Source organism: Colwellia sp. C2M11, from assembly GCF_018860915.1.
Taxonomy (GTDB): domain Bacteria; phylum Pseudomonadota; class Gammaproteobacteria; order Enterobacterales; family Alteromonadaceae; genus Colwellia.
Window position 1 is genome coordinate 65,779 of sequence record NZ_JAHKQD010000044.1, and the last position, 22,363, is coordinate 88,141.

Below are 22,363 nucleotides of genomic sequence, written 5' to 3' on the forward strand. Positions count from 1 at the left end.
ACTATGAATTTCCCCAATGATGAAACAGGTCAACTACTAGCAGAAATGCAAGAAGCAGGCATTAATCTTGAAATGACTCACGATGTTGTTTTTTTTCATTTATTTGAGCAAGAAGCCCAAGCACATGCAATGGCTGATTATATTAAAGAAAATATGAGCGGTGTAATCGTTAATGTTCATCCTGATGAAACACCTAATGTTTGGGATGTTGATTGTACAATACAGTTAGTACCAAGTTATGAAGCAATAGTTAAGCAAGAAAGTGAATTTGAAGCACTAGCAACTAAGTTTTCAGGTTATAACGATGGCTGGGGTGTTGAAGCGTAAGCTACCAATATTAAGGAGGAAACCTGAACCCTGTTTCCTCTGTTCTTCTAAGTTACTCTATTGCTAGAGAGTTTACTGGCCTTCCTTTTTTATATCTTCTTTCTCGGCAGGCTCTTTTTCTATAATATCAAATGCAGGTAGAGATACACGCCAATAAATAGCAGCCAACCTCACTAACAACGCACCTAAAATAGCCACTACAATAGCTTCATCTTCGGGCCAACCTTGTAAGTGAAATATAACAAATAAACCACCACCTAGCATGGCGGCTAAAGCATATATCTCTTTACTTAATATCATTGGAATAACATTACATAAAATATCACGAATCATACCGCCAGCGACACCCGTAATAGTCCCCAATACTATAGCGACAGATAAAGGCGCACCTAATGCAATTGACTTTTGTGTCCCTAATACAGCAAAGAGTGCTAAGCCAAAAGCATCAGCAATCAGTAAAAAACGTTTAGGGATACGCTTAGGTTGTCGAATTAATACAATGGTAAGTAGCGCAGTGGCCAAAACTACAAAAAGGTAATGAGTTTCAACGACCCAAAATATAGGGGTTTGTAAAATAGTATCTCGAATGGTGCCACCACCAACCGCAGTAACGAAAGCCAGCACAATGACACCAAAAGGGTCTAATTTATATCGGCCTGCCATTAATGCGCCAGAAAGCGCAAATACAACAATGCCAAATATATTTAAGTAGTAGAGTAGTTCAGTCATGAGAGGGGGATTACTTTAATAGAGCTTATTGTAATAATTATATTTTTATTTCACACTGACGACAGGTAACTTAGCTTCAAGCCAGCCATTCATATCACCAGTTAAATGTTGTAGATTCGAAAAACCATTTTTAGCTAAAACATCGATAGCAATAGCGGTACGACGACCAGAGCGACAATAAATGACAATATTACTGTTCTTATGTTGTGCTAATTGTGCTAGGTTTTCTTCAATAGTGTCATGGCTAATATTAATGGCACCAGCAACATGGCCAGCGTTATATTCCGCTTTAGTACGAACATCTAATAAGACAATACTATTTTGAGGGGAATTAAGCGCTGCTAACAAACTTTGCTGAGAAATTTGTGGTGCTTCACTTGCCAATACTGCCGTAGTGAAAAGGCTAAGTGTTAATGCTAATATTTTTATCACTCTAAACATAGTTTTTCCCTTAGTCGTAATTAATCTGTTTATTAATTATCTCTAATCTACTTGATTCTATGGCATTAGTCACCTGGAATTAGTTATGCTCACCTAGCTAATCATGACCCCTCAGTCAGAATAGTTACTTATCATCCTGAACAACAACTTGTCATTCTGAACTTGATTCAGAATCTCAAGTGTGTGGTGCTAACTTCATGGGATTCAGTATTACGTGTCCTGCGGCATGACTGGGTTAGTGACCTACGGAACTATGAGGCTGACGGTCTAAGTAATGACAAGCGAGCTTATATATTTGATGCAATATATTCAATAGCAATAGCGACAAAGATCATTAAAAATAGACTGACAAAAATCATGTTATTAATCTTTTTACTCGCATAAATAATATCAGCAATTTGTGGTTGTCTGGCTCTATCATTAAAGCTAATTTTGCGTAATTTTTCAGGGGAGTTTTTTTTATCATCATACATGGCAACACCCCCCAGTTTTATTGATAAATTTAGTGATAATAATAGCAAAGCAACATTGTTATTTAATTGAAAAAAATGCTTTCGACTTAAATTCCAAAAAAGAATACAGTTATTTCCTATACTCGAAAGTAGTAATAATGATGAGAATATTCTTACCGGTAACCACATGGTAAGATTTGCAAGGTGTTTACTGTAAATACCAAAGTGCTTGTGTATTATTAGTTTAGTGTTCCAGCAATAATGCATTTCCAGTAGCAGTCGATAACAAAGCGCCATTAATGGACCTAACGTCATAAATATAAAAGCTACGGCATATCCTTGTTGTAAGCTGCGTAATAACTGCATTTCGATACACGCTTTACTTAAGCCTAAGCTGGATAAAGGCTCTGTCTCTCTTAACACCCAAGGCTTTAATGTTTGTTTTGCGAGATAGTTTTGTTTCGCCGTTAACGCTTGTGCGATGTCCTTACTTGCTTTGGTTATTTCAAATGAACCAATAGCAATATACAGCAGTAGCACTTGCCATAGAAAATCAACTTCGACGAAAGATTCGAACAGCCACAAAATGATAATAATAGGTGGTAAGGTAACTACTATTGCAATTAAGCCTGCTATCGTTTGTTGATTAGGAGAGTTTGTTGGGTTATTGACTTTATCGCTCAGTTTTTGGCAATAAAATTGAAAAAATCGTAGAGGCTCATGATGAGAAAAATGACTAATGATCGCTTTACTTAATATTACGGCTAATAATATTAGTAGTTGATAGCTAAAAGAAGACAGTTCAGTTAAGTTAGTCATTTTTCATTCACTTATGTTTTTTAGATAGAATATTTATAAACTTAACGCTTGTCCTTTAAGCGCATTCAACATATTTATTACTAGAGTTGAAGAATTAACTGAAGCAGTTTCTAAATATTCATCAAAAGAGGTTGGAGACTCTTTTCCGGCAATATCAGATAGCGAACGGATGATCACAAACGGCGTTTTAAATTGATGGCAAGTCTGGGCGATAGCCGCACCTTCCATTTCAACAGCAGCCATTGTAGGAAAGTTAGCACGAGCTTTAGCGATATCATCGTCTTTCGTCATAAACGTATCACCCGTGGTAATTAACCCAACCATAGCTTGAATATTATCAAGTTGAGCAATACCTTTTTTAGCGGCTTCTACCAAAGTAGCATCAGGAATATAAGCGGCAGGATTTGCTGGCAATTGTCCTATCTCATAACCGAAAGCAGTAACATCAACATCGTGGTAGCGTACTTCTGAACTTACAACAATATCACCGACTTTAAGCTTGGCGTCAAAGCCACCGGCAGAGCCAGTATTCACTACATAATCAGGTTGAAATTTATCAATAAGTATGGCGGTGGCTAAAGCTGCTGCTACTTTACCAATACCTGATTGGACAATAACAACGTCATTGTTATTTAGTTGCCCGCAATAAAATGTATAACCTGCATGGGTGCTCGTTTCACAGTTCACTAGTTTTTCTTTTAAAATAGCTACTTCTGGCTCCATTGCGCCGATAATACCTGCTTTCATGTTTTTCTCTTTAGCTTATTAATTTATCAAGGATTATAACTTGGCTTGAAGAAAAAAGTTAGTTTATATTCATTTAGCGAAGTAGGGGATTAATAGGGAGTAAAAACGCCGTGGGGTATGATTATGTGATAAGCATAAACTTATTTTTACTGTCAACGAGTAAACTGAAAATAAAAAAACCAGTAATATGTTAATTTACTGGTTTTAGGTTTTCTGTTGGCTGGATTTTTATTTCAATTTATTAATGCGGCAGTGCTGCTACATTTTGCTCTGTTAGTCGACCATTAGTATGAGGTGATAATTCTGCTCGTGCCGCCGTAGGGCTTAATGCGCCTGAACTTTTACGCGCTTTTAGCATAGGAGCTGGTATATTGACGCCTTTAACTTTAGGTAATGGTGATTTGTTACCAAGTAAACGAGAGTTAATACATGCACGAATTTCATCTAATGTATAATTAGCTTTCACCTTAATTCTTAAATGTGGAATGGAAGCTGCTTCAAGTGCGCCACTAACAAACCAGTCTTTTTTAACTTTGTAACCACGACCTTGTGTATCTACTAAATCTACTGCACCCAATAGTTTCATAGAAGAGCGTTCACAAATAATAAAGTCTAAATATTTTCCTTCAGCATTGGCGGCAGCTTTTTGACTAGCTCTCTCAGAGACACCATTACGTATGGTTATTATGTCAGATAGCTTTACACGATTAAGTATACGGTATTTGGGACCCATTGCTTGTTCTAGTAAGTTTTGAAAGTTTTTTTCTGCGGCAGTAAAAACTGACGGTTTACTATCAAAGGGAAAGGGGAAGCTGTTGTCATTTAATCGACTTGCTAATACCGCAACGATGACAATAAGGCTAATTAAAGCAAATAAAATAAGTTCCATAAACATCTCCGGCAATTCAAATTCTTGACGCTTTACTTGTTTTAATAAATAAAGCGCATACTTAATGCTAATTAAGCAGAATTTGTGCCAGAAATATAAAGGTTAAACTTTAAAGTTTTTAGTGTGATTTAGAGGGGGACTAATTGGGGTATTTTTCTTCTAATGCTGCATATAATTGTTGTTGAAAGTCACTTGCTGTAGCATCAAGCGTATTGACTAAATTTGCTAATACTTCATTGTCTTCTTCACCGTGCCAAATCTTAATATAGCTACCTTCTTTATAGCCATGATCTTGACGGAAGAAATTTAGCGTGTTTTTACCTACGTATTGACGGAATAACTCATCTAGGTCCATATTCATTAATGACATACAGTCAGCTAATGCTTTGGCGTCAAATGATTTTTCAGTTACAGCTGCAGATGCTAAATTTTCTAAAGCTATTTTGAAGTCATTCTCGCCAGTACCTTGGTGTAATTCTTTAGCCAGTTTTGCCGAAATTTTTTCAACGCTAGCGCCGCTCATTAAGCGTAAGCTTAAACCAAAGTGAAAAATATCAACTAATTCAAGCTGAACTTGAGCAATGTCAATTTCTTGATGTTTCCACCACTTCCAGCCATGGTGATCTAGCATTTCAGCACATTCAACCCAAATAGCGCGATACCATTCGTAACCATTGCTACGCCATGTTTCGCTTACTCGTGAATTCATAGCATCTTGCATTGTTAACATTTGATTGATTTGCTTTTGCGCAATCGACAAAGCAGTAGATAATTGTTCGCTCATTTTCTTCTCTGATAATTAAAGGATCATAGCTATTTTGCCGTAGCTAATAAATAGTAGCAATAGTATTGATAGATTTATCTTGTTTAATAACAGCTTCATTAATTAAGTGAACAATTTTATACTTTAATAACAATGTGTTGAAAAATTTAACTTTGTTCTCTTATGCTTAATGTAAAAAAACACGGCAATGAATAGCAGTATATTTTTATGATTGGCTAAACAGTTTTTTTCTAACCATCGCACGATAATCTTTTGGTGTTAATGATAAATTTTGTTTAAATAAGCGAGTTAAATGCCCTTGATCTTGATAACCAACATGGTAAGAAACCTCTTGTATAGATAGGTTACTCGATGCAAGTAAATCTTTAGCGGCTTCTATTCTTAGCTGTTGCCAATATTCTGTTGCACGCATCCCTGTTGCTGTTTTGAAGCGGCGAGTAAATGAACGCTGGCTTAAACCAAATTGCTCAGCTAGCTCGGCTAAACTCAGTTCACTACTTAAATTAGTACGTAACCAAAACTGTATTTGTGCAATTAATTCATCGGCATGTCGATCAACAGCGCCCTCTAAATATCGTTGCTCTTCATAAGGTTTTCTAATTTCATGGGAAAAGTTGCTTTCAACATTTTGTGCTGCAGCTCTACCATACGTTTGGCGAATAATGTGAACTATAATATCAGCTAATGCGTTTAAACTTGCGGCACAATAAATACGCTCAGATTGGGTAATAAAAAAATCAGGTTTAATGAAAACCTTTGGATAATCTCGCTTGAATTGTTCCACGTAATGCCAGTGTGTTGTGGCACTATGATCATCAAGCAAGCCCGATTCAGCCAAAAAACAAACCCCTGTACCTACACCTAGTAATGTTGAACCTTGTTGCCAGCAATGTTTAAGCCAAGCAATGAGCTTTTCATGTTTTCTTAATATTGGTCTAGGGTTACGCCATAAACTTGGTATGAGAATTATATCGGGTACGTAATCTTTATCGTTAGGTAAATCAGTTAGCGCAATATCAGGTAATAACTGAATACCTGCACGCGAGGTAACCGTTTTGTTTTCTTGACTAACGAGTTGTGTTGTAAGCTTTGTTGTTGATTTATCATATCGACGAGCAAATGCTTCCCCTGCCAGTAGCATTTCAAGAGGTAAAGTCAGACCTGTTGCTAGTACATGTTGATAAATCACTAAACTTACTTTTAACTCGCCTGATTTTTCATCACCACTACTTTCAATAGACATGCCAATATCCAAATATTATTTTGGCCATTATGGCATATTTTGTGGCCTTTTAAACACATTAATATTTTACTCTTCGCTATAAAATAACGCCATAAGATTGGTTACTTCTCGTTACTCTATTATCGTATCAAAGGTTATTTACATGACATCATTACCCGTAGTTATTGGCATGGGTGGTATTAATGCCGCTGGCCGTACATCTTTTCATCAAGGTTTTCGCCGTATTGTTATTGATAAAATTAATGCGCAGGCGCGTGAAGAAACGTTTGTGGGATTAGCTAGCTTAATGAAGTTAGTGTCGATGAAGGATGGTCAATTAGTCGATCAAGCCGGAAATATTATTGCTGTAAATGAAATAGAGGCTAAATTTGGACAACAAATTCTTGATGGAACATTAATTAGAAAAATTGAAAAGAATCATTTTGATGTTGATGCAACGCATTGGCATCAAAAAATGCACGTACAGCCTACGGATAAAAACATATCTTTTGAGTTGCGTGCCAAAGAATTACCTCAGCCATTACCACATACCTGGTTAGTAACGGACATAGGTGAAGGTAAAGTAAGTGTTGAGATTCCTGAAGAATTAGTTATTACTCATGATGCATATCGCGATAACCCTATTAAAGCAGCAGGGCAAATGCCGACAGGTTTTGATCCCGGCGTACTTTATAACAGCCGTTACCAACCGCGAGGATTACAAGCAACTATTTTTGCTGCTACTGATGCGATTCGTTCAACAGGCATTGAATGGGATGCTATTTTGAATAAAATTAGCCCTGATCAAGTAGGAACCTATTCGGCTTCTGTTGTTGGGCAAATGCAGCAAGAAGGTTTAGGTGGTTTATTAAAAAGTCGCTTGTCAGGCTCAAGAGTTAGCACTAAACAGTTGGCGTTAGGACTAAATACTATGTCAACTGACTTTATTAATGCTTATGTTACAGGCAATGTTGGCACCACTTTTTCTTCATCAGGTGCTTGCGCTACTTTCCTTTATAATTTACGAACAGCAGTACAGGATATACAAGCAGGTAGAGTACGTGTTGCTGTTGTTGGTAGCGCGGAAGCACCTATTACACCTGAAGTTATAGAAGGCTTTGGCAATATGAGCGCTTTGGCTAATGAACAAGGTTTAAAGAAATTAGATCAAAGCGAGACAGTCGATCATCGCCGTACTAGTCGCCCATTTGGTAATAATTGTGGTTTTACTATTGGTGAAGCAGCACAGTTTGTTGTGCTGATGGATGATGAGCTTGCGCTTGAAATGGGGGCTAAAGTATTAGCTTCAGTTGCAGATGTTTTTGTTAATGCTGATGGTTATAAAAAGTCGATCACAGCACCGGGTCCTGGTAACTATATTACTATGGCAAAATCAGTTGCATTAGCGCAAAACATTCTTGGTAAAGAGTCATTGCAAGAACGTAGTTTTATTTTGGCGCATGGCTCAAGTACACCACAAAACCGCATTACAGAATCATTGATTTATGATCGTATTGCGACAAGTTTTGATATTAATAATTGGCCTGTAGCCGCTCCTAAGGCTTTTGTTGGCCATACTATCGGGCCTGCAAGTGGTGATCAAATGGCGATGGCATTAGGTATTTTTAGTGACAATATTATGCCTGGTATTACTACAATTGATAAAGTCGCTGACGATGTTCATAGTGATCGTTTAAACATTGCTGTTGAGCATTGGGATTGTGGTGAGATGGATACTGCTTTTATTAATTCAAAAGGCTTTGGGGGTAATAATGCTACCGCAGTAGTCTTGTCACCGAAAGTTACCATAGCAATGATGAAAAAACGTTATGGCGAGAAAGCTATGGACGAATACGAACAGAAGCTAGTGCTTGTTGAACAAGCTCAAAATGAATATCGTCAACGTGCCAACCAAGGTGAGTTTGATGTTATTTATAAATTTGGCGAAGGTTTAGTTGATGAAAACGAAATTGAAATTAGTGATAGCAGTTTAAATTTTAAAGAATTTAAAAATGAAATTTCTTTACCTGCAGAAAACCCATTTGCTGATATGATGTAATACAGCATAGATAACCTGAAGTCGGTTTAAGATATTTTTAACTGACAAATAAAGAGCAGCTACGGCTGCTTTTTTTGTTTAAATAATTTGGTACATCTTACCAAGGTAAAATAATGAAAAAATCAATAAAGGCAGCACTGTTATCAGCACTCATTTACCCGGGAGCAGGACATTTTTTTCTTAAAAAATCACGAGTAGGGGTTATTTTTGCAGGTGCTTTCTCTATACCTTTATATTTTGTTATTAGTGAAATTTTCGCTAAAGCAGAGAAAATTGTCGACCAAATTACCCGTGGAGAAATAGCTTTAGACCCAGCGGCTATCTCAGTATCGTTATCTAATTCAATGTCTGGTGTTGAAGGGCAAGCATTAGATATGAATATCTATGTGTTAATTATTGTTTGGGGAATTGCGATAATCGACTCATATCGATTAGGTATTACAAAAAAATAATGTTATTAAGCTGAACTAAATTAAATACATAGAGTCTATATAACACCTAATGTAGAACGGTATTATAGTATTTGTTATTAGATGGATTGGTAATAAAAGGAAGCATGGTAAAGCAAGGGGCAATGGAAGGCTCTAGTGTTACAGGAGTGCTATTGAAAAAACATTCTCTTGTTATTTTTTTATCGTTGCTGGTGCACATAGTACTGCTGTTGTTATTGCTTTTTATCACTGAATCAAAACAAGCGAAACAAGTTAATATCACTCATAAAGCGATTAAAAGCTACCTATATAAAATGCCCGCTAAAGTAGCGATTAATAAACCTACTTTAGTTAAAGAAATACCTGACGATATCAAAACAGTTGACTCGGATAAATTAGCCAAAACCGAAAAAAAACAAAACCAACAACAAAGCCCTATAACAGAAACCACTACTGATAAGCCAATAACACAGAAAGTTCATCCAGCAACAAACATGTCACTAATAAATGACTCAAGTAAAATAGAGCCTTTAGTTAAGCCGCCAATATCCTCAAAATTAACGCCGAAAAAAAAAGCGTCTGCTCAATCTTCTTTTTCAAGTTATCAACAACTTAAAGATTTACGAATGTCACTTAATAACAAAATACTTCAGCAAAGCTTTTCTGACTTACAACAATTTCGATCGCCTTCAATAATGCATGGTGAGCAAATACCGGTTCCTCATTCGGATAAGCAATTAAGTGAAGAAGAAATACGACAAAAAAGTACAGCACGAATGTCGAATGATATTTCAATCACTAAGAATGCTAATGGCACTTGTACAATAACAAGAGAACAATTTCTTGGTAGCCCAGTAGAAGCATCCACCTCAGGATTTTTTTGTGGCGAAAGCAAATTTGATAAAAGTTTCCGTGAACATATGAAAAAAGTACAAGATAAAATAATGCCTAGCAGGTAACTTTAATAAATAACTGTACACAAATACAGTAGATGAGTTATATTTAATAAATAATTTGATTACATCTACCTTATATTTGAAATTATATATTGCTGAAAAGCCTAGTTTAGGACGAGCTATTGCCGCAGCACTTCCTAAACCTCATAAAAATCATAAGACCCATATAGAAGTTGCTAACGGCGATGTTGTTAGTTGGTGCGTAGGACATATTTTAGAACAAGCAGATCCTCAAGATTACGATGATCGATTTAAAAAGTGGTCTATGGAAACATTGCCTATGCTCCCTCAGCAATGGCAATTAAAGCCTATTGCTCGCACGCGTGATCAATTAGCCGCATTACGTAAGCTTGTTAAGCAAGCCGATGATATTATTCACGCGGGTGATCCTGATCGTGAAGGACAGCTATTAGTTGATGAAGTTATTGATTTTTTTAAGGTATCTAAAGCTAAAAAATTAAGAGTTAAACGACTATTAATTAGTGATTTGAATTTACCTGCCGTTAAACGCTCGCTTAACGCCCTTAAAGACAATCAAGACTTCATGCCATTATCAATTTCAGCATTAGCACGTTCACGAGCTGATTGGCTGTATGGTCTTAATTTAACCCGAGCATATACATTGCAAGGGCAAAAGCAGGGTTATAATAGTGTTTTGTCAGTAGGGCGAGTACAAACGCCTGTGTTAGGATTAGTTGTTCGACGTGAACAAGCAATCGCGGAGTTTGTTTCTAAACCTTATTACCAAGTTCTCGCGCATATAGCACTAAGTGCCTTACAAGATAACAATGATTGTTTTACTGTTAAATGGCAACCGAGTGAAGCATGTCAGCAATATTGTGATGAAGAAGGGCGGGTGCTAGTTAAAGGGTTAGCTGAAAATGTTGTTACAAGAATTAATAATCAACCCGCTATTGTAGAAGACATTAAGACAGAACAAAAACAACAAAACCAACCTTTACCCTTTAACTTATCTAGCTTACAAATTTCTGCTGCTAAGCAGTTTTCAATGAACGCAAAGTTAGTGTTAGATGTTTGTCAGACGCTGTATGAAAAACATAAACTGATTACTTATCCACGTTCCGATTGTCGTTATCTTCCTACAGAGCAGTTAAAACAAGCGCCAGCCATTATCAGTATGTTAGCGGATTCTAATTTACCTTGTAATGTTCAAGCACAAAATTCAGATAAAACGATTAAGAGTAATGCGTGGAATGATAAAAAAATCACTGCGCATCATGCCATTATTCCAACAGAAAAATCACCTAATAATATTAATTTGAATTCGTTTGAAAAAAATATTTATTTATTAATTACGCGACAATATTTGGCGCAGTTTTATTCCGTTTATCGATACCAGCAGACTAAATTAGCGGTAAAAATTGCGGGTGGGTTATTCACAACTAGTGCTAAGGTTGAACAGCAACAAGGGTGGAAGGTACTATTTCCTCGGCAAGATAAATCGTCTGAGCCCAAAGATACATTTCTGCCGGCATTAACAAAAGGGCAGGTGTTGCATTGTAAGCGAGGGGAATTAATTGAAAAGCAAACCTCTCCACCAGAGTCTTTTACCGATGCAACCTTGCTAGGCGCGATGACAGGTATTGCTCGTTTTGTTAGTGATGTGAATATTAAAAAAGTATTAAGAGATACCGACGGCTTAGGCACAGATGCTACTCGTGCTGGGATTATTGATTTACTTTTTAAGCGTGATTTTTTACAGCGACAAGGGAAGAAAATTATTGCGACTGATGTGGGCAAAGCACTTGTTAATGCGCTGCCTATTAAAGCAACCTTGCCAGATATGACAGCACAATGGGAGTCAACATTAACGGCTATTTCAGAGAGAAATGCCAGCTATGTCAGTTTTATGGAGCCATTAATTAATACTATTACTGAGATGATTTCAGAGGCGAGCCAACAACCTTTTTCAAATTTACCTAAAGTGGCCTTTAAGCCAAAAAGAAAAGCTGGCACTAAGCGAAAATTTACTAGAAAACCCGCAATGAAAAAAGTAGGGTGAGACTGTTATACCCGTTTCATTAATTAAGTGAACAATTTTATACGTAGAAAAAATTGCTTAATACAAGGTATTTGTTTAATAACTAGTTGTGCTAATTATTAAATAAATAACGATGTCGTTGGTGATTTTAGCAAGTAGAAATGATCACATAACTAGTGAGATTGGTATTAAATATCATTGTTAGGTAACAAGTCGAACAAGAGGTATAAACCGCCTACGTATCTTATGTTAATGTGTAGGCGGTTATACTAATAAGTTTAAGCTTTTAGCTGATTACCTATAGGTAATTGTCTAATGCGTTTACCACATGCGGCAAAAATAGCATTGCATAAAGCTGGAGCGTAAACTGGCGTGGCTGGTTCACCAACACCTGCAGGAGGCGCATCACTAGGAATAATTTCTACCTCTATTTCTAGCGGACAATCATTCATACGTGGCACACGGTAGTCATGAAAATTACTTTGCTGTACACGACCTTTATCGAAAGTAATGCCTTCGCTGATCGCTGCTGTAATCCCATAAATAGAGCCACCTTGCACTTGGTTTTTCACGGTGTCGGTATTCACTACCGTGCCAGCGTCAATGCTTGCCCATGATTTAATTATTTTCAAATCACCTTTGTCTGAAACTTCTACTTCAACCACAGTGGCTACATAGGTTAAGAAACTTCTATGTGCTGCTATCCCTAAACCTCGGCCTTTAGGAAGCTTTCTACCCCATTTACTCATTTCAGCGACTTTTTCAATAACATGACGTAATCTACCAATATCTAACGGGTAAACAGCTTTATCACCGCCGTAGTTATCGTATTCAGCATTTTGCTCAGTTACATCAACAATACGATCGGGGCCAATTGTTTCTAGCAAATAGTCTTTTTGATCACGTCCTGCTTTATGTGCGGCTTCCGCAATAAATGACTGAATAGCAAAGGCATGAAATATATTCGATACTGAACGCATCCAACCAATTCTTGCTTTAGCTGGCGCTTCACCATTTTCTAATTTCATATTAGGCGTATTAATAGGGTTATCAGTAAACCCTAAACGTAACTCTGCGCTTAGTGGACTAGTCGCACCTTCCATAAAGGTAGAGGCTAAAGGCGAAAAAGCAGTGCGGTGTAAATAGGCTTCTATCGCACCATTTTTATCTAGTGACGCTTCAATGTGTTGCGCTGAAACTGCATGGTAGAAACCATGTTGTATATCATCTTCACGCGTCCATTGAACACGAATAGCCTTACCTGTTTTCATCGAAAGGTAAGCGGCTTCTGCTGAAAAATCAGGTTTAGACTTACGTCCAAATCCACCACCTAGCATAGTAACATGGACATTAATTTGCTCTTGTGGCTGGCCTACCATAGCCGCTACTGTTGCCATATCAGCTTGCGGGTTTTGTGTTGCAGCCCAAACGTCGACATGGTCTTTGTAATACATTGCGGTTGCACAAGGCGGCTCCATTGGTGCTTGTGCCAAATGCGGTGCATAGTAATCAGCTACTAGCTTATCACTGTCTTTGACTAGAATACTTGTTGCATCTCCTAGCTCTCGTACTGACGACTGTGACGAAGCCACTGTAGTTAGCAGGCTCTCTTTGAATGCTGCTGAGTTATAGTCACCATTTTTACCGTCTTCCCATGTTACTGTTAATGCTTCGCGGCCTTTCATGGCAGCCCAAGTATTATTGGCAATAATGGCAATACCACCTTTAGGCTGAAACATAGGTGCCCCTTGCGGTGCAGGAATTTCTACTATATCTACAACGCCTTCTATTGCTTTGGCAGCTTTTGCGTCAAAACTTTTAACTTTGCCACCAACAACAGGAGGTCGAACAATCATTGCGATCAGCGCTTTAGGCTCTAGTACATCAGCCGCAAATATTGCTTTTCCGGTTACAATATCTTTTAAATCAATATGTTCCATCGCGGTATTAATGTAACGCCACTCACTACGCTTTTTAAGCGGAATTTTAGCTGTTTCTGGTGGTGTAATATTTAATGCGTCGTTTACTAACTCAGCATAAGTTAATGTTTTCCCAGATGTATGGGTAACAATGTGCTGTTCTGCTGAACATGCGTCTAAAGAGACACCCCAACGCGTAGCCGCGGCTTGTCGCATAAGATGGCGAACACTTGCACCCATTTCACGTAAACGTTGCATATTGTAGCGGATACTGCGTGAACCATCAGTGTTTTGATCACCGTATTTAGGGTCGCCTTTACCCTGAATTACCACCACTTTGTCCCAAGCTGCTTCCATTTCATCAGCAACAATTTGTGCGATTGCAGTACGGATTTGCTGACCCATTTCAGAGCGATGACAAGTAATTTCAACGATGCCATCAGGACGTAAGGCAATAAATAAATTAGCTGCTTTTGCTGATTCAGATGGTTTAGCAAGTACCCCAGCCATTACTCTAGGGGCTGCTCCTGTAAAACACGTACCAAGTACTAAAGCACCTACTGCGGCACTCGATTTTAAAAAGCGACGACGGGTTAAATCAAAATATTGGCTCATGATTCTTCTCCTGCTTTCTCAGGAACATAATAGGCAACACCGGCCATTGACTTGGATGCAGATTTAATTGCTTTATGTATGCGAGGGTAAGTACCACATCGACAAATATTGCCTGACATGCTCTGTACAATCTCATCATCACTTGGTGAAGGGTTGCTAGCCAGTAAACTAGCCGCTTGCATCATTTGACCGCATTGGCAGAAGCCACATTGCGGCACTTTGTGTTCTATCCAAGCTTGTTGTACAGGATGCTCACCGTTTTCACTTAAACCTTCAATGGTGGTTATTTTTCCACCTGAAACTGCAGAAATAGGTAATGTACATGAGCGCTGTGCCTCACCGTTAATATGAACAGTACACGCACCACATTGGGCCATACCACAGCCAAACTTAGGGCCTGTTAATTGTAACTCATCTCGTAAATACCAGAGTACGGGCGTAGTAGGGTCGCCTGAAAACTTACGAGTTTCACCGTTGACGGTAAACGTAATCATGATTTGCTCTCCATTGTCGTAAGTAAACGATTATACTCCGCTTTGCTTACATTGCTTGATTGATTGTAACTATTGAAGTTTCTAACCGTATAGTACTAAACCTAATATTTAGTGTACTAGCGAATAACCTCTTAAACTTTGTAAGACTTTGTAAGGAATGTTAAATGAGGTTGAGTAAACTAAAGATACGCGTACTTTATCTTTCAGTCAAACTAGGCTTGATTGTTATGTGATAGTGATAAGGTCATCATGAAAGCAAAGCTGTAAAATTTACAGGGGCAACGCTAGTATCTTAGTTGTTATAAAACCGATACTGTTGATTTTCTTAATGAGGTATTATTCATTTATTTTACTTTGCTTGGAATAAGAATAATGACAATTAACGATATCGCTAAGAAGAATTATGAATGGGTTGAAGAAATGGGTTGGCATAATAAAACCGTCTTAGAAGCTTTAGCGCTTGTAGCATCGGAAGTTGGCGAAGCAATTAATGAATGTAGAAATGAAAAACCAACAGCAGCTTTTGGAGAAGAGTTAGCCGATATTATTCTTAGAGTGCTCGACATTGCTCATTGGCAAGGAATTGATATTGAAGCAGAAATTAATAATAAAATGCTTATTAATGAACAGCGAGGTACAAGAGGAAGACAGAAATAAAGTGAGCAATACTACTAACAACCATTAATATTTAGGTTAATTATTGTTAGTAGCATCAGTATATTTACAGCTTATTTAGCTTTAATCGTTTTGAATTAAACCTTTAAGCTCTTTTTTTACAAAGTTAGGCAAAGCAAATGCGGCAGTGTGTAATTGGTGGTTGTAATAATCAAACGCTAAACCGCTATCAATAACTCTTTGTGCATCAAAATCATTAATTGGGTGGTGATTTTTGGTGGCAAAGGTGAAGCTCCATAAACCGCCAGGGTAAGTTAAATTACTAAAACTGTATAAAAAGCATTGATCAAAAACGTTATTTAATACTTTTAATAATGACTGTTGAATATCCATGGCATACCAAGAAGACTCTCCCTGTGAAACCACAATACCGTCATCGGTTAAGCAGTTAAAAACGTCTTGATAAAACGCTTCACCAAATAGTGGTTGAGCAGGCCCGATAGGATCTGTGCTATCGACAATGATCACATCAAATTTTTCTGTTGTCTCTTTTACAAATTGTACGCCATCACCAATAATTAAATTAATTTTTGGGTTATCAAGCGCGCTAGCTGTTTGTGGAATATGTTCCTTACAAGCCTCAACAACCATAGCGTCAATTTCCACCATAGTACATTTTTCCACACTGTTATGACGTATTACTTCGCGTGCAGTACCACCGTCACCACCACCAATCACTAAAACATTCTTAGGATTAGGATGAACAAACAAAGGTAAGTGAGAAATCATATCGTGATAAGCAAATTCATCGCGCTCAGTTACCATGATTAAGCCATCGTTAAGTAGCATTTTTCCATGACCTTTAGTTTCAACAATATCCACTGTTTGAAAGTCACTTTTACCAGAAAATAATACGTTTTCTATTTTAAAACGTAAGCCTAAAAAGTCTGAAAATTTTTCTTCTACCCATAAATCAGAGTGCATGGTTTTCTCCCGTGAGATCGAGCTCTAGTGGTGATGAATATTGTGTTTCGGGTGTAATAAAGCTAGCAAAACAAACGAGGTAACCATTGTCTAGGGTTTTACTCACTAATGAATTACTGATGTATGGGCTGCTAATTTTAGCTGCTACTTTCTTTTCAAATTGAGGATCATTAAAACCAAGTAAATCAAAAGAAGAAGGGCTAAGGATTTCAAGGATTTTTGATGCTATATTCAATAAGTCCATATTTGATTCAAAGCTCACATAGCTACTACCTGCCTGTGGTGTAACATGAATCGTATAGTAGTCTGTACCTTTAATGGCGTTAAGTGAATAACCATAAGGGTCGAAAACAAAATCATCAATTTCAAAACCAGGCAATAAGTCATTAATACAGAAAAACTCTCTGATCTCTTGCTTGCTTAGTCCATGAGTTGTTAGCTTTTTAGAAGCGTGTTCACTTATTTGATAGGCCAATAATTCATAGGTAGTATCATCAGGCTCAGCTTGAAATTCATTATCTTGATGAAATACATAATTATGATGACTATATATTTCACCAAAACGGTATGCTTTACCGGTTAAGTATTTTGATAATAACTTAATGTCATCGCCAAATGAAGTTAATTGCGCATTTGAAAAATACTCATTTTTTCTTTGGTAAGTAACATGAAGAATGTCTTCTGGTTGCGTGTTTTGAATAAAATATTCAATAGAGTTAACTAATTTAGTTACCCCGCAGGTTAAAATCAAGAATCGATCATCCCAAACAAACAAGCTAGATTCAGAAAGCAAAAATGCTTTACAGTGCTCATTTTCAACAGAGGATAATATTTGGGCATTACAGCATTCAACAAGTTCTTGCCAAAATGTATTGCTGATATCGTTAAGAAGTGAAAGATTTTGGCTATTCACGACCACTTCAGCTTTTTTTTCTGAGCCTTCAAAAAACAAAAGTAAATCCTTAATATTTGCCTAAAATACTTCAAAATATTTAAAAGAACTAGACATAAAAAATTGCGGCGGTCATTGTACAAATAAAAAATATTTTTTCAATAAATACTTTTTTAATAATTATTAAGTGAAATTTGTACTAATGACATAGTAAAGCTAATAGCTTTGTAGTTAAAAAAACTAGCTTAATGCTAGTGTAAAAATTTACCTATTTTTGTTAAATAAAACTATACTTTTTTCATTTTATTTGGATAATTGGCGAAATTTTTAGGGTTACCTCTTATGAAAAAAATAAAAGAAATTAATATCGACTTAAGCTTACCTGAAATCGAGTTTAGTTGTGCCGAAATAACACCGGCAATATATGCGAATACAACCCATATTGTTGGTTTCGAATTTGACGGTACAGCCTGTTTTCGCAAAGGAACTAAAGCCGGACCTAATGCCTTAAGACTAGTATCCGATGGAATAGAAACCTATTCGCCTTATTTAGATCGTGATATTGAAGATTTTTCTTTTGTGGATTTAGGTAATTTATCTACGGTGCCAAATCAATCAAATCAAAGTGAACATCAAACCATAGAGCTACAATGGCAGCGCGCTACCGATGATTTTTGTACGCTATTTAATGACATTGATTTACCTACCTCAAAAGTACGTACATTAGTGCTAGGTGGTGAGCATTCTATTTCATACGCGCCTATTAAAACCTATTTAGAACAATACCCAAATTTAGTAGTATTGCATTTAGATGCGCACGCCGATTTACGTGATGGGTACCTTGATTTTCATTACTCACACGCATCTATTATTCGCCGAATACTCGACCATTTTGGCGACGAACATCAACTCATACAATACGGTATTCGCTCGGGTACAAAAGAAGAGTATCAGTGGATGCACCAGCATAAAACGATTAAATCATCGCGCCATGATTTTTTAGCCGCTGTTGAAGCTATCGCAGATGATCGTCCTATCTATTTAACATTAGATTTAGACTATTTTGATCCGAGCTTTTTCCCTGGTACAGGAACACCAGAGCCAGGAGGTGAAGATTTTCATTCATTTGTCAGCTTATGCAAAATACTATTTAAAAAGAATTTTGTTGGCTGTGACGTAGTTGAATTGTCACCAGTAATTGATTCTACTGGTAATAGCGATGTATTTGCCGCTAAGGTTGTACGTGAATTGTTAATTTGTTTGAATGAAAGAAACGTTTAATAAAGTAAGGTTTAATAAAATAAGGTCTAATAAAGCACTACTTTAATTAACATGCATAAACGACTTATCGCAACCCACATAATAGACTGCTCGTTTCTTATGTGGATTGCTATTAGATCAAAGCTTATTATTCAGCAATCGGCAATAATGTTATTTCTACTCTGCGGTTAAGTTCTTTACCAGCTTCAGTATTGTTATTTGCTACAGGTTGTGTTTCACCAAAACCAATAGATTCAATTCTGTCATTAAGAATACCAGCAGCACTTAGGTAGCCAGACACAGATTGCGCGCGCTGTACTGATAATCGTTGGTTTAGTGCATCAGAACCTGAACTATCTGTATGGCCAGCGACAACGATTAAGGTTTTATCAAACTCTTTTAAAACTAAAACAACAGAATCTAACACTGAATAAAAGTTTTGTTCAATATTCGCTTTGCTAGAAGAAAAAGTAATATTACCCGGCATAATTAAATTTATGTTATTGCCGTCGCGCTCAACACTTACGCCAGAGCCACGTAATTGTTTTCTTAATTCAGCTTCTTGGGTGTCCATGTAGTAGCCAATACCACCACCAATTGCAGCGCCACCGGTTGCGGCTTGTAAAATTCTTCGATTTCGTTTGCCAATATCGTCTTCATCTTTGTTAGCTATATAGGCAACTACGGCTGCAACACCAGCACCAATACCAGCACCTTTAGCAGTATTCGTCGTTTTTTCTTCACCTGTGTAAGGGTCGAAAGTTGAACATGCGCTTAACGCTAAGCAAGCAATTAGGGGAAGTGTAAAGTGTTTCATTTTTTTCCTTAAATAATTTATCGGTAAAATGGAATTTTAAAAAAGGTTTGCGAAGATAAACTCGATTAAAGCGCCACTATATTAGCATTATTCTAAAAAGTTATCCTTTATTTGTCCTGAGTGTGGCTTTTCCATTTTGAAACTACAAAGTAAGGTATTACTGTAAAATAATAGCGGTTTACTACGGTTAGTATCGGTGTGAATTAGTTTAAGTGAAAATTTAAATTACAATTTAAACAATAAGTTAGTCTATGGTGTCTTATTTAAGTAACTCGCCGTGTTGGTGATTTTTTTATTGTGATAAACGTTAATGACAGGGGAATTGAACAAGAAATATTACAATTTAAGTGAGTGTTTAGGCAATATCGGCTAGGTTTATCTGTCAGTATTATTCTTGTATGCCGTTGTTCAAAGCTTTGTTTGCTGTAATCCTCCTAGCTACAGATACAAGCAGGGCGAACATAACGAGAGATTAAGTGATAGTAACGGGTATCTTGTAATGAAACTTGCAGACGGCGAGATTGAGTTATAAGCAAACACCTGACGTGTTTATGATATAAACAGAGTCAGGAATTTTTATTTATTCAACAAAGTATGAGTGTCCTACTTTTTGGTCATCCTACTTTTTGCTCTTTTGTTCTACTCTTTGCTACTTTTTTTATTAATTAAGATTATTATTGAATGATATTTAGAAGCTTAAATACGTCCATAGTTAATTTCTTACGAAATTTTAAATCAGATTTTTCATTGATTTCAATATGGTTAGCAAAAAACCATGTTTGACCTTCAGTGATTAGATAACCTACATACCATCCATCTTTACCAGACCAACCCGTTTTTGACCATACCTTATAATTTTCATGATTGTCTGACAGCATGATACTTTTAAGTGTTTTAATATGAGATTTTTTTATAGGAAGATCTTCATTATATACTTTACGTAAAAACTGAATTTGTTCTTTAACTGAAATCCTTAACTCTCCATCTAGCCAGAAGCGAATTAAATTACTACCCGTTAGAAGGTTGCCATAATTAAATTTACGCAAGTACGTATGATACTTTTTATCACCAATTTGTTTCGCGTAATGTTGATAGCACCATACACACGAATATTGAAATGCACTTTTTAGCGTTTGATCTTGATTCCATGATGAATATTCCCGCTCTACGCCATCCCATTTGATAATATCAAATTGATTTTTAATTAAGTTTTCTTCTAACATAATAAGCGTATTAGGTATTTTAAAAGTAGAAGCAGGTACGAACTGTTCCTTATCATTGACGTTATAACGATATTCAGTTTTACTATCGATTGATTCAATGAGTATAGAGCCATTAATATTATTTGATTTGTATAGGTCTTCTATTGAATTTTCTTTTGCGTGCAAGCTGATAGAAGTTAAAAATAGTATAAAGATATTAAAATAAATCATTTATTCCTCGGTGCGGATTATTTGTAAGGTATAACGCCCACATCGATAAAGTATGAGTGTCCTACTTTTTTTACTTTTTTTCTTTTTCTGCTTATTTTAGTTATATTTTCTATGCCACTGCAAAATTTACAAAGTGGACATTTGTTAAATTGATTTTCTGTTTAGCATGCCAAAGATCGTAGTTGTCTTGCATTGCTAGCCAACTCTCAGGCGTTCTGCCAATTGCTTTAGATAAGCGAAGTGCCATTTCTGGTGATATTGCACTCTGACCTTTTAGCACTCTATTCAAAGTAGATGATGCTACGTCCAGTTGTTTAGCTAAATAACGACAGCTAAGTCCAGAGGGTTCCAAATAAACGTCATAGATAAATTCCCCAGGATGTGGCGGATTATGTTGCATACTCATTAGTGATAGTCCTCATAGTTGAGAATATAAGCATTACCATCGATAAACTCGAAAGTAATACGCCAATTACCATTTACAGTAATAGACCAAATCCCGTCACGATTCCCTTTTAATGGATGTAACTTAAAGCCGGGTAAATTGATATCATCAATTTCTTGTGCGGTATCTATTGCGGCAAGTTGCATTCGTAATTTACGTTGATGATTTGCCTGAATACCGGAAACACTACCAGTTTGGAAGTATTTTTTAAGGCCTTTATGTTTAAAAGATTTAATCATGCAATGAGTGTAGCGTGATGCGCATCGGTTGTCGATAAAAATATATAGCCTCGCTAAGCGGACTGAAACAGTAGGTTAAAATATGCAGTGAATCTAAACTTAACTCGCTGTTTTTTATTTTCTTTTTATAGGAAGAGATACACATAAATAATATCACCGTAACCTGATAAGACACCACCTAAACAAACAAAAAATATAGTGAGCCATACTGATAGTTTTAAATGAGGCTTAAATCGTCTTGCTTTATAAATCTCATATGTAAGTTGAGCAGGGTGAATTACACTAGCTAATTTATTTAATTTAATAACAAATAAATATTCACTCAACATAGCTAAGATAGGGATGATTGAGCCAGCCCTTTGAACCCTACTTCCCATTGTTTCATCAAGCATTCCATAATTGATAAAGCTAATAATAGAAATTATCGATAGAATCACAAAAATGGACCAATATATAAAATATTTCCATATAGTAGAAATATCTTCATCAAGTGATGCGCGTGTAGGTTCAGGGAAAGATTCGTAAATCTCTGCTAATGGCCTTTCATAATCTTCTTCTATAGTTGCCAAGTAATGATTCCTATTAGAGTCATAAATGAATAGCCCTATAACTCATATTATGAGGTACTGCTAAACAGTTTATTATGATGTGAAAGGTTGCTTCTTTCTACAAGAGGTTATCAATCATCCATAACTTGATAGTATATTCAGATTACTCGATTATTATCCGTAGATCAATTAGTTAAAAACATCGCTTTAACTAGTGGCGGTGTGAAAGAAGGAATTAGACCAA

The 22,363-nt window shown here is 36.6% G+C and carries 23 protein-coding genes; 7 read left to right on the forward strand and 16 right to left on the reverse strand.

The window, feature by feature from the left end:
• The first annotated feature begins 3 nt into the window (after window positions 1–3).
• A complete protein-coding gene (locus KO509_RS12130; RefSeq protein ID WP_215973541.1) occupies window positions 4–327 on the forward strand; it encodes a ribonuclease E inhibitor RraB in 324 nt (107 codons plus the stop codon).
• Window positions 328–399: 72 nt separating this feature from the next.
• On the opposite strand, the gene KO509_RS12135 is transcribed toward KO509_RS12130, so the two are convergent.
• The 7 genes from KO509_RS12135 to KO509_RS12165 form a co-directional block, all read right to left on the reverse strand.
• Window positions 400–1,056, reverse strand: coding sequence for a trimeric intracellular cation channel family protein (locus tag KO509_RS12135; RefSeq protein ID WP_215973542.1), 657 nt, complete (start codon window positions 1,054–1,056; stop codon window positions 400–402).
• Window positions 1,057–1,101: 45 nt separating this feature from the next.
• Window positions 1,102–1,497, reverse strand: coding sequence for a rhodanese-like domain-containing protein (locus tag KO509_RS12140; protein WP_215973543.1), 396 nt, complete (start codon window positions 1,495–1,497; stop codon window positions 1,102–1,104).
• A 287-nt stretch (window positions 1,498–1,784) separates the two neighbouring features.
• On the reverse strand, window positions 1,785–2,768 hold the full coding sequence (locus tag KO509_RS12145; RefSeq protein ID WP_215973544.1) for a cobalamin biosynthesis protein: 984 nt from the start codon (window positions 2,766–2,768) through the stop codon (window positions 1,785–1,787).
• A gap of 33 nt (window positions 2,769–2,801) precedes the next feature.
• Window positions 2,802–3,515 (reverse strand): 5'-methylthioadenosine/S-adenosylhomocysteine nucleosidase, encoded by a 714-nt coding sequence (gene mtnN / locus KO509_RS12150; protein ID WP_215973545.1) that lies wholly within the window; start codon window positions 3,513–3,515, stop codon window positions 2,802–2,804.
• Between the two features lie 241 nt (window positions 3,516–3,756).
• A complete protein-coding gene (locus KO509_RS12155) occupies window positions 3,757–4,404 on the reverse strand; it encodes a DUF2726 domain-containing protein (protein ID WP_215973546.1) in 648 nt (215 codons plus the stop codon).
• Window positions 4,405–4,543: 139 nt separating this feature from the next.
• On the reverse strand, window positions 4,544–5,188 hold the full coding sequence (locus KO509_RS12160; protein WP_215973547.1) for a dUTP diphosphatase: 645 nt from the start codon (window positions 5,186–5,188) through the stop codon (window positions 4,544–4,546).
• Window positions 5,189–5,393: 205 nt separating this feature from the next.
• Window positions 5,394–6,431: a helix-turn-helix domain-containing protein gene (locus KO509_RS12165; RefSeq protein WP_215973548.1), complete on the reverse strand. Its 1,038-nt coding sequence runs from the start codon at window positions 6,429–6,431 to the stop codon at window positions 5,394–5,396.
• A gap of 142 nt (window positions 6,432–6,573) precedes the next feature.
• Between KO509_RS12165 and KO509_RS12170 the strand changes: the two genes are divergently transcribed.
• The 4 genes from KO509_RS12170 (at window position 6,574) to KO509_RS12185 (ending at window position 11,879) form a co-directional block, all read left to right on the forward strand.
• Complete coding sequence (locus tag KO509_RS12170) at window positions 6,574–8,469, forward strand: beta-ketoacyl synthase (RefSeq protein ID WP_215973549.1); 1,896 nt, start codon at window positions 6,574–6,576, stop codon at window positions 8,467–8,469.
• A 113-nt stretch (window positions 8,470–8,582) separates the two neighbouring features.
• Complete coding sequence (locus tag KO509_RS12175; RefSeq protein WP_215973550.1) at window positions 8,583–8,921, forward strand: hypothetical protein; 339 nt, start codon at window positions 8,583–8,585, stop codon at window positions 8,919–8,921.
• Window positions 8,922–9,073: 152 nt separating this feature from the next.
• Entirely contained in the window at window positions 9,074–9,859 is a 786-nt protein-coding gene (locus KO509_RS12180) for a hypothetical protein (RefSeq protein ID WP_215973551.1), read from the forward strand.
• Window positions 9,860–9,935: 76 nt separating this feature from the next.
• A complete protein-coding gene (locus KO509_RS12185; RefSeq protein WP_215973626.1) occupies window positions 9,936–11,879 on the forward strand; it encodes a DNA topoisomerase III in 1,944 nt (647 codons plus the stop codon).
• A 257-nt stretch (window positions 11,880–12,136) separates the two neighbouring features.
• Here the strand turns inward: KO509_RS12185 and KO509_RS12190 are convergent, their stop codons facing one another.
• Window positions 12,137–14,392, reverse strand: coding sequence for a molybdopterin cofactor-binding domain-containing protein (locus tag KO509_RS12190; protein WP_215973552.1), 2,256 nt, complete (start codon window positions 14,390–14,392; stop codon window positions 12,137–12,139).
• Window positions 14,389–14,886, reverse strand: a complete 498-nt coding sequence (locus KO509_RS12195; RefSeq protein ID WP_215973553.1) for a (2Fe-2S)-binding protein — start codon at window positions 14,884–14,886, stop codon at window positions 14,389–14,391. The genes KO509_RS12190 and KO509_RS12195 overlap by 4 nt, the downstream gene beginning before the upstream one ends.
• A 372-nt stretch (window positions 14,887–15,258) precedes the next feature.
• On the opposite strand from KO509_RS12195, the gene KO509_RS12200 reads away from it, so the two are divergent.
• Window positions 15,259–15,543 (forward strand): MazG nucleotide pyrophosphohydrolase domain-containing protein, encoded by a 285-nt coding sequence (locus KO509_RS12200; protein WP_215973554.1) that lies wholly within the window; start codon window positions 15,259–15,261, stop codon window positions 15,541–15,543.
• An 81-nt stretch (window positions 15,544–15,624) separates the two neighbouring features.
• On the opposite strand, the gene speE is transcribed toward KO509_RS12200, so the two are convergent.
• Window positions 15,625–16,485: a polyamine aminopropyltransferase gene (speE, locus tag KO509_RS12205; RefSeq protein WP_215973555.1), complete on the reverse strand. Its 861-nt coding sequence runs from the start codon at window positions 16,483–16,485 to the stop codon at window positions 15,625–15,627.
• On the reverse strand, window positions 16,475–17,437 hold the full coding sequence (locus KO509_RS12210) for an adenosylmethionine decarboxylase (protein WP_215973556.1): 963 nt from the start codon (window positions 17,435–17,437) through the stop codon (window positions 16,475–16,477). The genes speE and KO509_RS12210 overlap by 11 nt, the downstream gene beginning before the upstream one ends.
• Before the next feature lie 282 nt (window positions 17,438–17,719).
• On the opposite strand from KO509_RS12210, the gene speB reads away from it, so the two are divergent.
• A complete protein-coding gene (speB, locus tag KO509_RS12215) occupies window positions 17,720–18,658 on the forward strand; it encodes an agmatinase (protein ID WP_215973557.1) in 939 nt (312 codons plus the stop codon).
• Window positions 18,659–18,785: 127 nt separating this feature from the next.
• On the opposite strand, the gene KO509_RS12220 is transcribed toward speB, so the two are convergent.
• The 5 genes from KO509_RS12220 to KO509_RS12240 all read right to left on the reverse strand — a co-directional run bounded on the left by KO509_RS12220 (window position 18,786) and on the right by KO509_RS12240 (window position 22,140).
• Window positions 18,786–19,454: an OmpA family protein gene (locus KO509_RS12220; protein WP_215973558.1), complete on the reverse strand. Its 669-nt coding sequence runs from the start codon at window positions 19,452–19,454 to the stop codon at window positions 18,786–18,788.
• A gap of 674 nt (window positions 19,455–20,128) precedes the next feature.
• Window positions 20,129–20,842, reverse strand: a complete 714-nt coding sequence (locus KO509_RS12225) for a penicillin-binding transpeptidase domain-containing protein (protein WP_215973559.1) — start codon at window positions 20,840–20,842, stop codon at window positions 20,129–20,131.
• 154 nt (window positions 20,843–20,996) lie between these two features.
• The gene (locus KO509_RS12230; RefSeq protein ID WP_215973560.1) at window positions 20,997–21,293 is read right to left on the reverse strand and encodes a HigA family addiction module antitoxin; all 297 of its coding nucleotides are present in this window, start codon (window positions 21,291–21,293) and stop codon (window positions 20,997–20,999) included.
• Entirely contained in the window at window positions 21,293–21,571 is a 279-nt protein-coding gene (locus KO509_RS12235) for a type II toxin-antitoxin system RelE/ParE family toxin (protein WP_215973561.1), read from the reverse strand. Before KO509_RS12235 ends, KO509_RS12230 begins: the two co-directional genes overlap by 1 nt.
• Before the next feature lie 125 nt (window positions 21,572–21,696).
• A complete protein-coding gene (locus tag KO509_RS12240) occupies window positions 21,697–22,140 on the reverse strand; it encodes a hypothetical protein (RefSeq protein ID WP_215973562.1) in 444 nt (147 codons plus the stop codon).
• Window positions 22,141–22,363 lie beyond the last annotated feature (223 nt).

Coding starts and splice junctions, on each gene's coding strand:
- KO509_RS12175 (WP_215973550.1), top strand. CDS start 8,583: ATGAAAAAATCAATAAAGGCAGCACTGTTATCAGCACTCATTTACCCG.
- speE (WP_215973555.1), bottom strand. CDS start 16,485: ATGCACTCTGATTTATGGGTAGAAGAAAAATTTTCAGACTTTTTAGGC.
- KO509_RS12200 (WP_215973554.1), top strand. CDS start 15,259: ATGACAATTAACGATATCGCTAAGAAGAATTATGAATGGGTTGAAGAA.
- KO509_RS12135 (WP_215973542.1), bottom strand. CDS start 1,056: ATGACTGAACTACTCTACTACTTAAATATATTTGGCATTGTTGTATTT.
- KO509_RS12170 (WP_215973549.1), top strand. CDS start 6,574: ATGACATCATTACCCGTAGTTATTGGCATGGGTGGTATTAATGCCGCT.
- KO509_RS12220 (WP_215973558.1), bottom strand. CDS start 19,454: ATGAAACACTTTACACTTCCCCTAATTGCTTGCTTAGCGTTAAGCGCA.
- KO509_RS12235 (WP_215973561.1), bottom strand. CDS start 21,571: ATGATTAAATCTTTTAAACATAAAGGCCTTAAAAAATACTTCCAAACT.
- KO509_RS12130 (WP_215973541.1), top strand. CDS start 4: ATGAATTTCCCCAATGATGAAACAGGTCAACTACTAGCAGAAATGCAA.
- KO509_RS12155 (WP_215973546.1), bottom strand. CDS start 4,404: ATGGAACTTATTTTATTTGCTTTAATTAGCCTTATTGTCATCGTTGCG.
- KO509_RS12190 (WP_215973552.1), bottom strand. CDS start 14,392: ATGAGCCAATATTTTGATTTAACCCGTCGTCGCTTTTTAAAATCGAGT.
- mtnN (WP_215973545.1), bottom strand. CDS start 3,515: ATGAAAGCAGGTATTATCGGCGCAATGGAGCCAGAAGTAGCTATTTTA.
- KO509_RS12160 (WP_215973547.1), bottom strand. CDS start 5,188: ATGAGCGAACAATTATCTACTGCTTTGTCGATTGCGCAAAAGCAAATC.
- KO509_RS12145 (WP_215973544.1), bottom strand. CDS start 2,768: ATGACTAACTTAACTGAACTGTCTTCTTTTAGCTATCAACTACTAATA.
- speB (WP_215973557.1), top strand. CDS start 17,720: ATGAAAAAAATAAAAGAAATTAATATCGACTTAAGCTTACCTGAAATC.
- KO509_RS12195 (WP_215973553.1), bottom strand. CDS start 14,886: ATGATTACGTTTACCGTCAACGGTGAAACTCGTAAGTTTTCAGGCGAC.
- KO509_RS12140 (WP_215973543.1), bottom strand. CDS start 1,497: ATGTTTAGAGTGATAAAAATATTAGCATTAACACTTAGCCTTTTCACT.
- KO509_RS12230 (WP_215973560.1), bottom strand. CDS start 21,293: ATGAGTATGCAACATAATCCGCCACATCCTGGGGAATTTATCTATGAC.
- KO509_RS12165 (WP_215973548.1), bottom strand. CDS start 6,431: ATGTCTATTGAAAGTAGTGGTGATGAAAAATCAGGCGAGTTAAAAGTA.